This is a genomic window from Thalassoroseus sp. (genome assembly GCF_984380535.1).
In genome coordinates, this window is sequence record NZ_CFHRBF010000022.1 from 1 (window position 1) to 13079 (window position 13079).

The window sequence follows — 13079 nt, forward strand, 5'->3', positions numbered from 1 at the left end:
TTGAATGTCCAATCATGCCCACGTAAAACCGTGGGCATGCCACCCACGACGCTAATTCGATGCAATTTCCTGCAGTGGCACCCGCTAACGCTGACAAATGCGAAATCGTACACGACGCACCCTACAAAACCCCTTGAGTCGATGATGCCCGAAACAGAAAAAAATGCGGTTGTGCTGGTTAGTGGCGGGCTCGATTCCGCGACGGTTCTTGCGATGGCGAAGCATGCGGGGTTTCGCTGTTATGCGTTGAGTTTCGACTATGGCCAACGCCACCGGTTTGAGTTGGATGCGGCTCGACGGGTGTGTGAGGCGATCGGCGTCGAGCGGCATGTGATTTTGGATCTCGATTTGCGAGCGTTCGGCGGGTCTGCACTCACGGCGGATATCGATGTGCCGAAAGACCGCACCGACGATGCGATGGCCGAGGGCATTCCAATCACCTACGTCCCGGCTCGGAACACCGTGTTTCTCTCGCTTGCACTCGGTTGGGCCGAAACGCTGGGAGCGACGGATTTGCACATCGGCGTGAACGCGGTGGATTATAGCGGTTATCCCGATTGTCGGCCCGAATTCATCGCCGCCTTCGAAAACCTGGCGAATCTCGCCACCAAAGTTGGCGTCGAAGGAACCGCGAAGTTCGAAATCCACACGCCGCTCATCGACCTCACCAAAGCCGAAATCATCCGTCGCGGCATGGCGCTGGGTGTCGATTACGGCCTCACGCACAGTTGTTACGATCCCGACATCGCCGGCGTCCCATGCGGACACTGTGACAGCTGCCAACTCCGAGCCAAAGGTTTCGCCGACGCAGGTTTCGAAGACCCGGCGAGAGTTCGATAGCAATCTCTTCTAGGCCGGGACAAACACGGATTTCGCATTTGTAAATAGAAAGGGTGGCATATCCACGGTTTTGCGTGGACATGATTCGATCTTCGAGTGTCTCTGGCCCATGCCCACCCAGAGCTGTGGGCATGCCACACACCTCCTATTCAGATCCAATGTTTCGTAAGATTCACTTCAAAAAAAAATCGAAATCGTAGTGGTTCCAGTCAACAAACTTCAGAGTCAAGGCAATCAGCAATGACCAACGACAACTGTCAAATTCGTCTCGGACGACGTGCCTTTCTAAAGAATGGAACGCTTGTGCTGACAGCCGCTTCGCTCGGGGCAACGAACTTGCTTGCCAAGAACGACGCCGCCCGTCTGCGTGTTGGTCTCGTCACCGACTTACACTACGCCGACAAAGCCCCGGCGGGAACTCGCCATTACCGGGAGACGCTGAGCAAACTCGAAGAAGCGGGCCAGCAATTCGAGAAGCAAAGGCCAAACTTCGTCGTGGAACTGGGCGACCTGATTGATGCGGCTGATTCGGTCGATGTCGAACAGGGTTATCTCAAGACGATCAACCGCGAATTCTCGGCGATCTGCAAACAGCGGCATTACGTTCTAGGAAATCACTGTGTCGATACGCTGAAGAAAGAGGAGTTTTTAGGCGGCGTTGAACAGGAAAAGTCGTATTACTCCTTCGATCAGGGCGGCATTCACTTTGTCGTTCTCGACTCCTGCTTCCGAAGTGATGGCCAACCTTACGGTCGGAAAAACTTTCATTGGACGGACGCCAACATCCCAGCCGCGGAAATCGAATGGCTTAAAGGTGATCTCGAAGCGAACAACAAACCGGTGATCGTCTTTGCTCATCAGCGGCTCGACGTGAGCAACAGTCATGGCGTCAAGAACAATGCCGAAGTGCGGAAAGTCCTCGAAACATCCGGCAACGTGTTAGCTGTCTTCCAAGGCCATAGCCACCAAAACGATCTCAAGGAGATCGGTGGGATTCACTACACCACGCTGGTGGCGATGGTCGAAGGGTCCGGTGCCGACAACAACGGCTACTCCCTCATGGAAATCGAGCCGAACGGCACAATTCACCTCACCGGCTTCCGCAAGCAGAGGTCATATGAGTGGGAACTCTGGCGGTGAAAAGATCCCCACAAGGTAATTTCTGATGTCGAGAGATGCTGTTTTGCTTGTCCGAGTTGGGAACAGCCCTTGTCAGGGCGTGGGTGGCCTCCGTGAAATCAATCACTGGCGATGCGACCTACTTTCACAGTTCGAACCGGGAAAATTTTGGGTACACGGTCCACTAACTGTCATACCGAATGAAAGGATCGACTTTATCAGCAATAGTCATCCCGGGTACTGGCTGGATGTCGGGATCCTCGAAACGTATTACGGAAGGTGGTATCAACGCGGTGACATCGAGTATATTGTGACATTGTCACGATGGTTAGAACACCGAATTCCTGAGAGTCAGATTTGGTACGGTCATGATATGACTTTGGAAGCGTTGCTCCTTTTCAATGAGGAGGAGCGAACGTCAATTTTGGAGTACCACTACGACTTCGAGCGTACTCAAATCCAAGATCGAAGTCTCGCAACCGACTCCTCGCCCCCGCAGAATCCGTAGAAAACTCCTGGTGACCGTGGAATTCGGAATTCGCTATAATACGCTGTCGGAAAATCTTGCGGGCTGGCCATTCGCTGGACGAAACCTCTGTTGAGTCCAGCGAGTCACAACAGTTTGTGGAATTGATTTAGGGAGCGGCTTGGTCGATGGATCGTCGGCCAAACCAAGAAAACGGAGTTTTCGAAATGCAGTTCGACCGCAGTTTATTTCCGCGCCGCCTGCGTGTTCGGGCAGCGGGAGCCTTTGCGTTAGCAGTTTCTTCGTTCACGATGGCATCGGCAGCCGATCCGCCATCTGCGAAACTGGCGTTGTCGTTTAAGCCATCCCAGCAAGACGTCGAAATCGACACCCCCACCGGGAATGAGGTCGACGAGTGCAAAGTCAAAGTCGAGCGGAAAGGGAAACGCTCGGGTTGGGTCGTCTACGGGCCGCAAGGTCAAGTGCTTCGGCGGTTTATGGATACCGATGGCGACAACGTCGTCGATCAATGGCAGTACTTCCATCAAGGACTGGAAGTCTACCGCGACATCGACAACAACAATAACAACAAGGTCGATCAGTGTCGTTGGCTCAACACCGGCGGCACACGCTGGGGCCTCGACACCAACGAGGACGGACGAATCGACGAGTGGAAAATCCTTTCCGCCGAAGAAGCCGCTCGTATCGCAGTGACAGCCATGATCGATGGCGATGCCACTCGTCTGCAAAGCGTGTTGATTACGCAAAACGAACTGCAACGGCTCGGCGTTCAACAGAACCTTGCGGATGCCATCCTGAAGTTGGTTGCCAATCCTGCGGAGACCATGCAGCAGATTCGCTCGCGAAGTAAGTTGCTCACGCCGCAAACCCAGTGGATGCGGTTCGACAGTGCCAACCCGGGTTTGATTCCGGCGGACGAAGAAAAGGCCAAGGATGATTTGGTCGTCTACGAAAACGCGATGGGAATCGTTGAAGCGGGTGAACGGGCAGGACTCGTCCAGATCGGTGAGATGGTCCGTATCGGCGATGTCTGGAAATTGACCCAGGTACCCGAACCGATCGAAGGCGACTCGGCACAGGTCGCAGCGGGTGGCGTGTTGATGCAGCCGGCATCCGTCATTCCCGGTGGTGGCGCTCCGATTGATGGTTACAACGAGCGAACGCGAGAACTGCTCGTCAAATTGCAGGAGATCGACTCGAAAGCGCCGGCTCCCAACGACGGTGCGAAAGCCGTCGCCGAGTATAATCGGCGTCGGGCGGATGTGCTCGATCAGCTTGTCGAAGCCGCCGATTCGCCTCAGGAACGTGAGCAATGGCAACGCCAGTTGGTCGATGGTCTGGCTGCCGCCGTTCAGACCGGTCAATTCGAAGAGGGGTTGCAACGGCTCCAAAAAATCAATGCCGGTTTGCAGCAGCAAAAGGCCTCGGATGAGTTGATGGCCTACGTCGGCTACCGCACGTTGCTCTCCCGTTATGCGATGGACCTGCAATCCGCGATCACAAACGAAGATCAGCGTGCAGATGTCCAAAAGTGGTGGCTCGAGCAGTTGCAAACCTTCGCCAAACGGTTCCCCCAAGCGGAGGAAACTGCCGAAGCGATGCTGCAATTAGCGGTCTCGAACGAGTTCGCAGGTGATATCGATGCCGCGAAGCAATGGTACGAACGCACCGCGAATCAGCACCCCAAGACGGACCCGGGTCAACGATCTGCAGGGGCGCTGCGTCGATTGAACCTCGAAGGTCAACGGCTGGATCTCAGTGGACCGGGACTCACCGGCGGGACCGTCGACATCGCCAACTATCGAGGCAAACCGGTGCTCGTCATTTTCTGGTCCACCTGGGCGAAACTCGCCGAGGAAGATTTGCCGCAGATTCAAAGTCTGTACCAACAATACCACCAACGCGGGTTTGAAGTCGTCGGGGTCAATCTCGATGCCACCGCTGCTCCGGTTGGGCCGTTCGTTCAATCGAACCGCATGGTGTGGCCGCAAATCTTCGAACCTGGCGGGTTAGAAAGTCGGCTTGCCAAAAACTACGGGATTATCTCGCTGCCGACGATGTTCCTCGTTAACAAAAGCGGCGAAGTTGTAAGCCGAAACATCGGTGTCGACCAACTGAAGAACGAAGTTCCGAAGTTGTTGCTACAATAATTTTTCGGCGGGCGACGGACTTCGATCCGTCGCTTGCTTTTTGGATGTCATGTTGTTTGACGTAGGATTTCCGAGTGACCGCACGACGGAGTTGGTGGAAACGACCGATCTGGAAGCTCGCCGAGATTGCGACGCACACCGTTGTGAAACATCATCGGCGGTCCGACAAAATTCTATTCAGCGACACCACGCTACGTGATGGCGAGCAAATGCCGGGGGCAACACTCGATCCACACGAAAAACTTCAGATCGCGTTGGCACTCGAAAAGGCTGGTGTGCATTCACTAGATGCCGGTTTTCCGGCTTCGAGTGAGTCGGATCGAGAAGCCATTCGCAAAATGGTTGGTGTCGTGCGTGGTCCTGTGTTGACCGCGTTGTGCCGAACGATGCCTGCGGACATTGACGCGGCTGCGGAGGTATTGGCTGGCAATCCGGCACACAAACGCGGCGTGAGTTTGTTCTGTGGCAGCAGTCCGCTCCACCGCGAGCAGAAGTTAAATAAGTCGAAGTCGGAAATCATCCAGTTGGTGACGGATGCGGTCGCATACGCGGCTGAGAAGTTCTTGATCGTTTCATTCGCCCCTGAAGATGCAAGCCGTACGGAGCCGGAGTTTCTATGTAAACTCTATAAGGAAGCGATTGACGCAGGTGCGACAACAGTCGGTTTTCCCGATACCGTCGGGGTGATGACCCCGCACAAAGTCCGCGAGTTACTCAGCCGGATTCGCGACAATGTGCCGAACTTCGATCAAGTGCTATTGGCAGTCCATTTCCATAATGACCTTGGACTGGCCGTCGCGAACACGTTGGCAGGAATTGAAGTTGGTGCGAATGTCGTGCAATGCACGGTCAACGGGATCGGCGAACGGGCTGGTAATGCCGCTCTCGAAGAAGTCGCGATGGCACTCGCGATGAACCAACAAGAATTCGGCCAGAGCATGGGAATCAAGACGGAGCAACTGCAGCCGCTCTGTGAGTTAGTCGCCGAACTCACAGGCATTCCGTTGCCGCCACATAAACCGATTGTTGGCGCAAATGTGTTCGCGACCGAAGCCGGGATTCACCAGGACGGCATCCTAAAACATCCTGACACATACCTCCCCTTCCGGCCGGAGAAAGTCGGCGCGAAGGGAATTCGACTCGTTCTCGGTCGACACAGCGGAAGCACCGCCGTCGCACACGAGTTAGAACGTCTCGGCGTGGCCCGTGACGACACTACCATCGCCAGCGTACTCGACCGAATCAAGCAACTCCCCAAGGGCACCGAAGTCACAGACGAGTTGCTACGCGAACTCGCGACGTGGTGAGAGGTGTGCCAAAACGCTGTGGCTATGCGACTTCCGAATCTCTTTTGAAGCCGAGCCATAATTGAACCGCTGATTCGACGTTGGCCATTTGATCGCTTGGTAGAGTACCAATGCGTCGAACCAACTTCACAGTAGGTATCGTGACGATATTCTGAGCGTCAAACGCACCCGGCTTCAAAAATTTGACATTGGAGCGAACCTCAAAACGAGAATCACGTGTGCTCGTCGTGTGCGGGACAATCGTCGTAAGAACTCGGTCGGAGTCTTGATCTGCAGCAATACTGAGAACTAAGCATGGTCGAACTTTAGCAACCATGCCAAGATCCACGATCCACACCTCACCGCGAGTCGGACTTGCTGCCATTTGATTCCTCCGCATCGAGCGATTGAAACAACTCTTCAGCAACATTCACCAATTGGTCGTCGGTAACTGAATATTCTGGCAAATCGCCGATTCGCCGAAGAATCGCAATCGCGACCTCGTGCTGTTCGCTTGCGGGGAGTGATTCAAACGTCTCCAACAGTTTCGCTGCGGTATCGGTCATGTGGGAGACTCCGAGGTCCCAATAGTACGTCGATGGGTTGGCGAGGGTGCGTTTTGCTATGCTCCACGCACCCTACGCAATGACGGTCTCAACGGCTTTTGAAGATGCGTTGCAGTTCATCCAGTGACGTTACGCCTTCGGCGACTAATCTCAGCCCTTCGGCTTGGATGTTCTGCATACCGAGTTTCTTGGCGGCTGCTCGGACATGTTCGGGTGACGGTTTCTTCGCGACGAGTTGCTTCATCTGATCATTGAGTTCGATCACTTCGTACAACCCGGTCTGTCCGTAGTAGCCCAATCCGCCGCATTTGGGACACGGTTCGTATTCGTCGAAATCCTCATCCTCTTCGTGCGGTGGTTCCGGTGCACGGTAGAGGCGTTTGGTTTCGGGCGGAAGTCCGAGTTTCGCCAGCAATTTGGGGTGCGGTCGGTAGGCCTGTCGGCATTTCTCGCAGAGTTTGCGGATGAGTTTCGGCGAAATCACCAAGTCAATTTTCTCGTTGACCAACTCGGGACTTTCCAGCCACGCGATGAGTTGACACAGCCCATGAGCGGCGTCTTTCGCGGGCATTTCGGAAATCAAAGCAAACTTCTCCGCCTGGGCAACGATGTCCTTCGCGCCTTCGGAATTTTCGATCGGTCCAAGATACAGCACATCACAGTCGACACGTTCCAAGCGGGTGGTCAGTGTGTCGAGGTCGTCGTCTTCGCGGTATTTTTGCGGCGTGATATTGGTGATATCACGGCCTTCCATGTCGGCGATGGTAAAGACCGTGTAGATGAAGGAGTCCACCGAACGCGCGACGCCTACAGTCGTCGTCGTGACCCCACTACCAGGTGGACCACAGACCACAATCAGACCGCGTTTGTTGGCGGATTTCTCGCGGATCTTGTCCCGCATACTGTCGCTGATGCCCAGGTCTCGCGGGGCATCGGAATCTTCTTTGGTATTGCGGACACCGATCGTCAGCCGTTCCGCTCCACCTTGGATCGGCTCTGAAGTCACAAGTAGCTCGTACTTGATATCCTCAAGCTCCGCCTTCACACCGCCCTTTTGTTTTTTGTTGCGGACGTTGATATCCAAGCCGGAAAGCAGCTTCATCATCTGCGTGATGGCGTTGGCCTGCTGTTTCGGCAACCGTCCACCAGGGTAGGCGACGCCATCGATGTACAGGATGACCTGGGCTCGTGGGCCTTTCGGTTCGATTCGGACGCGGTTGGCACGACGCATTAGTGCATCGGTGACCAACTCTTTGGCAGGCATCAGACCGGCGTGCGTCAGGCGACGGTTTTCCTCCAAATCGACGGGCGCGTCGTTCATAGCCCCTTGGAAGAGGACATAATCGATTTCTTCCTCTTCATCATCGTAATCATCTTCGTAGTCGCCACGCCGTGCCATTCGAATGGACTCCCCTCGATGCTGATCTCACTAACCAATTGGCCCGAACTGGTTAGAAACTTACCTTGCCAACAGCCGATCCGAAACTAACCGGCCCAGATTTTTTTCATTTGGCCGTAAATCGCCTGTTTGAACCAGTTTCCCACATTCCGACGAGGTTGCCAACGGTTTGGGTAGAAAATCTCGTCCCCGAGAGAACTGGTCAGCGATCGCAAAATTCGATATCCTGGCCGGATGCGCTGCCGAGTTGACCGGAAACCCCAGCCGATATCTACGGTTGACCTTTCCGATTCGGCAGACACAATACTGACGAGACGAGACACACCGAATTGTCCCGCCTTGAGAACCCCACCAGCAGCGAAAACGCTGCGTTTGAACATCGACGACAACCCGCAACTGGCAGGGAGCCACTGTGACGCTGAGTGAGCTGTTGGAAGGCAAATTTCGAGCCGACTTACGTTTTCGCGGTGCGGCATATTTGGAGGCCGAACGCGTCTCGCTGGTGCGAGTTACGCCCGAACAAGTCTTCGGTGTCGTCCGCGACAGTGGCGAGGAAAATCAGACGCAACTGAGTCGGGTCGAGGGCGATCTGAAAATGTATTGCACCTGCGATGCATTTCAGCGGTCCGGCGCGTGCAAACATCTCTGGGCGACGGTCTTGTGCGTCGAGCAAGGGAATTTGCTCACCGGTCCCGCTCGGCCTGGGAATTGCCCGCCTTTCGTTGCGGAAATCGAACCGGATTTGTTCGACGACGATTGGGAAGACGAAGACGACGACGGTGATGTCTTTCAGCCAACCGCTGCACCGCGGACAAACGGCGCAAAGCCGACACAAACCGCAGTCGAAACGAAGCCACGTCTTCGCCCCTGGGAAAGCCGGCTACAGGACCTTCGCAAGGACATGCGGTCTAGTGAACCGCCGGCACCATCCGCAGGACGCGAACGCGAGATTTTCTACGAGATCGACATCACCGAAAGTCGGAACGTCGGTCAACTTGTCGTGCAAACTTCACAGCGTCAACGACGCGCAAACGGTCAGTGGGGCAAGCTGAAGCCGCTGAAATTACGTCCCGGCAAACTCGACGAAGTCGAACACGAGGACGACAGCAAGATTCTTGCGTACCTCACCGGTGGCACGCCTGAGCGTTCGAATTGGTACGCTCAGCAAGCGGAAGTCCAGTCGACGACGTTCCGTTATCGCATCCCATTCGCATTGTGCGAATTGATTTTGCCGTTGATGTGCCGAACAGGACGTGTTCGCTTCATGGACTCCGAAGAAAGCGAACAAACGCCGCTTGCATGGGACGACGGCACACCGTGGGATCTCACGCTGCACGTCAGTCACGATGGCAAAGAGGGTGAGTGGAGCGTCGATGGGCTTTTGCGTCGTGATGACGAGTCCATCGAACTGTCCGCCACAGAATTACTTGTCCCTGGCGGTCTGGTGCTTACAAACACGCACATCGCTCGCCTTCGCGATTTTGACGCTTTCAATTGGGTCAATTTGTTCAATGGGGAATCGCGGCTGACCGCACCGGAAGGTGAAGAGCATGACCTCGTCGATCAACTGCTCGACATGCCGACGCTACCCCGGTTGGACTTGCCGAAGGAATTAGACCTCGAGGAAATCACCTGCCAACCAATTCCACATCTGACGATTCGCTCGCCACGCGGCAAACGCTGGCATTGGGAGCGATTGCAGGGGGACGTCCGGTTCGACTACCTCGGCACTCAAGTTTCAGCATCGAGTACGCAGTGGGCGATCGTGCAACGGGAACAAGGCCGGTGTATCCTGCGAAATCGTGAAGCCGAAGAAACGGCTTGGACACAGCTTCAAGAGAACGGTTTCCGCCGATTATTGGACCAACGACGCAGCGGTTTCGATGTCGAGATCGCAGCACGGTCGCTCGGCCCCGCTGTGCGGACGATGATCGAACAGGGTTGGATCATTAAAGCCGATGGCCAGGAAGTTCGCCAACCTGGGAAAGTGCAATTCCGCGTTGAATCGGGAATCGACTGGTTCGAGCTTCATGCTAAGGTCGATTTCGGCGGCGGCAGTGTTTCGTTTCCAGAACTTCTCTCCGCACTTTCACGAGGCGACACCACGATCCGGCTCGATGACGGTTCCTGGGGGATTTTGCCGGAAGAATGGCAACGCCAATTCGGTTTGCTCTCTGGTCTCGGCATTCCCGAAGACGAACACGTTCGGTTTTCTCACAACCAAGTCGCGTTGTTGGACGCCTTGCTGGCTTCCCAAGAGTTGGTCGAACGGGACGAGCAATTCGAACATTTACGGACCCGATTCCGCGAATTCGGCGGCGTCCATGAAGACAAAGAACCAACCGGCTTCAAGGGCGAATTGCGGGGGTATCAACGCGAAGGGCTCGGCTGGTTGTCGTTCCTGCAAGACTTCCGACTCGGCGGTTGCTTGGCCGACGACATGGGTTTAGGGAAGACGATTCAAGTCCTCGCCTTGTTGATGCGTCGTCGCCAAAACCGGGACAAAAAGTTGCCGTCGTTGATCGTGGTGCCCAAATCGCTGCTGTTCAACTGGCATCAGGAAGCGACTCGGTTCACCCCCGAACAAGCCGTGCTCGACTACTCTGGCTTGGATCGCGAAGCGCTGCGTGAAGATTTCAAAGATTACGATATTATTCTCACGACCTACGGTACGTTGCGGCGTGATATCGTTTCGCTCAAAGACGTGCAGTTCGATTACGTAATTCTCGACGAAGCCCAAACGATTAAGAATCCGTCCTCGCAAATTGCGAAAGCATCGCGATTGTTGCGGGCGAATCATCGCGTGGCGCTCAGTGGGACGCCAATCGAGAACCATCTCGGCGACTTGTGGTCGATCTTTGAGTTCCTCAACCCGGGAATGCTCGGCCGCAGTTCCATCTTCAAGAGCTACACGACCGATACCAAAGACGAAGACTCGCGGCAGTTGCTGACCGCCGGTTTGCGACCGTTTATTTTACGACGGACAAAATCGCAAGTGGCGGGTGAACTGCCAGAGAAAGTCGAACAGACGCTGTACTGCGACATGGGCACCGAACAACGTCGGCTTTACGACGAACTTCGCGACCACTATCGCAGTTCGTTGCTCGGCATGGTCGAGAAACAAGGGCTGGGCAAATCGAAGATGCACGTCCTCGAAGCCTTGCTGCGACTCCGGCAAGCCGCGTGTCACCCGGGATTGCTGCGAGAGGATTCGAAAGAAGAGCAAGGCGCCAAACTCGAAGTCTTGGTGCCCCACCTCGAAGAACTCATCCAGGAAGGCCACAAATCGCTGGTGTTCTCTCAGTTTACGAGCATGCTGAGCATCGTTCGCGACCACCTCGATGAAGCTGGTCTGAAATATGAATACCTCGATGGTCAAACTCGCGACCGAGCCGAGCGGGTGGAATCGTTCCAGAACGATCCAGAGAAAGGCATCTTCCTGATCAGCCTGAAAGCCGGGGGATTGGGTCTGAACCTGACCGCGGCTGACTACGTATTTCTACTTGATCCATGGTGGAATCCGGCCGTCGAGGCCCAAGCAATCGACCGGGCACACCGTGTTGGGCAAACGCGTCGAGTGTTTGCATACCGCTTGATCTGCCGGGGAACTGTGGAAGAGAAGATTGCCGAATTGCAGCAGAAAAAACGTGGTTTGGCCGAAGCGATTCTCGAAGCCGATAACAACCTGCTGCGAGATCTCTCGACGGACGACCTCGAACTGTTGCTCTCGTAAATCCGAAAATGTGTCTTTTGGAGATATTCTGCTCGGTGTTTGTACCGGGCAGGCTTGCAGTCCCCTGATGGGAATGGGATTATCAGTTCAGAATTCGATGCGCGCAGGTGATGCGGCGTCTTTTCGGGACTGGATGGTGCCCAATTTCAGAGATAGTGGGAATGTCAAGCCGGCTGATTGAGGATCAACAATCCTTCGAAACCTTGTGTCAACAGATTGCCGAGGAAGGCCAAGTGGCCTTCGACACGGAATTCGTGTCTGAGTATAGTTACCGACCGGAATTGTGCTTACTGCAGTTTGCCACGACCAAAGAATGTGTTGCCGTTGATCCGTTTCAAGTTGCCGACTTGCAGCCCTGGTGGAACTTGATGGCCGACGACCGTGTGCAAGTTGTCGTGCACGGCGGACAAGCAGAAATCAAGTTTTGTCTCGAACTAGGCGGGCAACGACCGACCAATCTCATCGATGTGCAACTTGCGGAAGGGCTTCGCAGTCGCAGTTATCCGTTAGCGTACAATACGCTCGTCTCACGGGTTCTCAAAAAGAAAGTCCATGGCAAAGAGACCCGTACCGATTGGCGACGTCGACCGTTGTCGGATCGGCAGATCACCTATGCTCTGGAAGACGTGAGCTTCGTTCTCGCGGTTTGGCAGAAACAACAAACGTGGCTGAAACGGCATCACCGGTTGTCTTGGGCAAACGCCGAGTTTGAACGGATGGTGACAGAGTTGACCGAAGATTGCGAACGCCCGCCGTGGGATCGCATCAACGGTTTACACCGGCTATCCCGTCGGGAATTGGCGGTTTTGCAGTCGCTGGCCGAGTGGCGGGATGCGGAAGCCGCTGAACGTAACCGCCCTGTCCGTCGCATCTTACGTGATGATCTCTTGGTGGAGCTTGCACGTCGTCAACCGAAATCTGAAAAAGATTTGCTCGCCACACGCGACATGAATCGCGGCGAGTATCGACGAAGTTTCCCGGCGATGCTTCAAGCCATTCAAAAGGGCTTGGACGTTCCGGACCCCGACTTGCCGCCTGTCGTGAGACGGACGGATTCGGATAACAATCCCGATGAACAAGTCATTGGGCAGTTGCTAGGAATTGCCCTGGCGAATCGATGTGCGGAGATGAACGTCGCACGGTCGCTCGTTGGGACATCGGCGGATTTGCGTCATTTGGTGCGTTGGCATGTCTACAACGACCGGCAAGGCGATCCTCCGAAACTAACGCTCGGTTGGCGGGCCGAAGTGTGTGGCGAACTTCTCGAAGACGTTTTGGACGGCAAAATTTCGATGCGAGTCGCCGATGTGAATTCCGATCACCCGCTGATTTTTGAGCGTATCCCCGACGAACTGTAAGTTCGAGGCGTGAAGCGATCTTTCATTGGCGGTCTCAATGCCGTCGGAAGTTGGCTTGCGACCAAGTAGCCGACGACACCGGCTTGCCTCTGTGCCCAGACACCGTATGATTCGCTCAGGAGCTTTGTTTCCGCTGTGAAT

The 13079-nt window shown here is 55.0% G+C and carries 10 protein-coding genes; 7 read left to right on the forward strand and 3 right to left on the reverse strand.

The annotated features are described in order from the left end of the window. Positions 1-144 precede the first annotated feature (144 nt). From queC to AC5DDB_RS25600, 5 genes are all read left to right on the forward strand, one after another. Positions 145-840 (forward strand): 7-cyano-7-deazaguanine synthase QueC, encoded by a 696-nt coding sequence (gene queC / locus AC5DDB_RS25580; protein WP_491742726.1) that lies wholly within the window; start codon positions 145-147, stop codon positions 838-840. Positions 841-1080: 240 nt separating this feature from the next. Then, positions 1081-1980 (forward strand): metallophosphoesterase family protein, encoded by a 900-nt coding sequence (locus tag AC5DDB_RS25585; protein WP_491742603.1) that lies wholly within the window; start codon positions 1081-1083, stop codon positions 1978-1980. Between the two features lie 25 nt (positions 1981-2005). Beyond that, a complete protein-coding gene (locus tag AC5DDB_RS25590; protein WP_491742604.1) occupies positions 2006-2467 on the forward strand; it encodes a hypothetical protein in 462 nt (153 codons plus the stop codon). A gap of 185 nt (positions 2468-2652) precedes the next feature. Continuing rightward, positions 2653-4596: a redoxin domain-containing protein gene (locus AC5DDB_RS25595; protein ID WP_491742605.1), complete on the forward strand. Its 1944-nt coding sequence runs from the start codon at positions 2653-2655 to the stop codon at positions 4594-4596. Between the two features lie 74 nt (positions 4597-4670). Next, positions 4671-5903, forward strand: coding sequence for a 2-isopropylmalate synthase (locus AC5DDB_RS25600; RefSeq protein WP_491742606.1), 1233 nt, complete (start codon positions 4671-4673; stop codon positions 5901-5903). Positions 5904-5925: 22 nt separating this feature from the next. Here the strand turns inward: AC5DDB_RS25600 and AC5DDB_RS25605 are convergent, their stop codons facing one another. The 3 genes from AC5DDB_RS25605 to AC5DDB_RS25615 form a co-directional block, all read right to left on the reverse strand. Then, positions 5926-6267 (reverse strand): type II toxin-antitoxin system PemK/MazF family toxin, encoded by a 342-nt coding sequence (locus AC5DDB_RS25605; RefSeq protein WP_491742607.1) that lies wholly within the window; start codon positions 6265-6267, stop codon positions 5926-5928. Continuing rightward, positions 6242-6448: a hypothetical protein gene (locus AC5DDB_RS25610; RefSeq protein ID WP_491742608.1), complete on the reverse strand. Its 207-nt coding sequence runs from the start codon at positions 6446-6448 to the stop codon at positions 6242-6244. The genes AC5DDB_RS25605 and AC5DDB_RS25610 overlap by 26 nt, the downstream gene beginning before the upstream one ends. An 88-nt stretch (positions 6449-6536) precedes the next feature. Next, entirely contained in the window at positions 6537-7847 is a 1311-nt protein-coding gene (locus tag AC5DDB_RS25615; protein WP_491742609.1) for an ATPase, T2SS/T4P/T4SS family, read from the reverse strand. Between the two features lie 412 nt (positions 7848-8259). Here AC5DDB_RS25615 and AC5DDB_RS25620 point away from each other — a divergent pair, with 412 nt between their 5' ends. Then, complete coding sequence (locus AC5DDB_RS25620) at positions 8260-11580, forward strand: SNF2-related protein (protein ID WP_491742610.1); 3321 nt, start codon at positions 8260-8262, stop codon at positions 11578-11580. A gap of 161 nt (positions 11581-11741) precedes the next feature. Beyond that, a complete protein-coding gene (locus AC5DDB_RS25625) occupies positions 11742-12938 on the forward strand; it encodes a ribonuclease D (protein ID WP_491742611.1) in 1197 nt (398 codons plus the stop codon). The last annotated feature ends 141 nt before the right edge of the window (positions 12939-13079 follow it).

Excerpts from the sequence above, each read along its gene's own strand:
- AC5DDB_RS25605 (WP_491742607.1), bottom strand. The coding sequence starts at position 6,267 with ATGGCAGCAAGTCCGACTCGCGGTGAGGTGTGGATCGTGGATCTTGGC.
- AC5DDB_RS25615 (WP_491742609.1), bottom strand. The coding sequence starts at position 7,847 with ATGGCACGGCGTGGCGACTACGAAGATGATTACGATGATGAAGAGGAA.
- AC5DDB_RS25590 (WP_491742604.1), top strand. The coding sequence starts at position 2,006 with ATGTCGAGAGATGCTGTTTTGCTTGTCCGAGTTGGGAACAGCCCTTGT.
- AC5DDB_RS25595 (WP_491742605.1), top strand. The coding sequence starts at position 2,653 with ATGCAGTTCGACCGCAGTTTATTTCCGCGCCGCCTGCGTGTTCGGGCA.
- queC (WP_491742726.1), top strand. The coding sequence starts at position 145 with ATGCCCGAAACAGAAAAAAATGCGGTTGTGCTGGTTAGTGGCGGGCTC.
- AC5DDB_RS25585 (WP_491742603.1), top strand. The coding sequence starts at position 1,081 with ATGACCAACGACAACTGTCAAATTCGTCTCGGACGACGTGCCTTTCTA.
- AC5DDB_RS25625 (WP_491742611.1), top strand. The coding sequence starts at position 11,742 with ATGTCAAGCCGGCTGATTGAGGATCAACAATCCTTCGAAACCTTGTGT.
- AC5DDB_RS25610 (WP_491742608.1), bottom strand. The coding sequence starts at position 6,448 with ATGACCGATACCGCAGCGAAACTGTTGGAGACGTTTGAATCACTCCCC.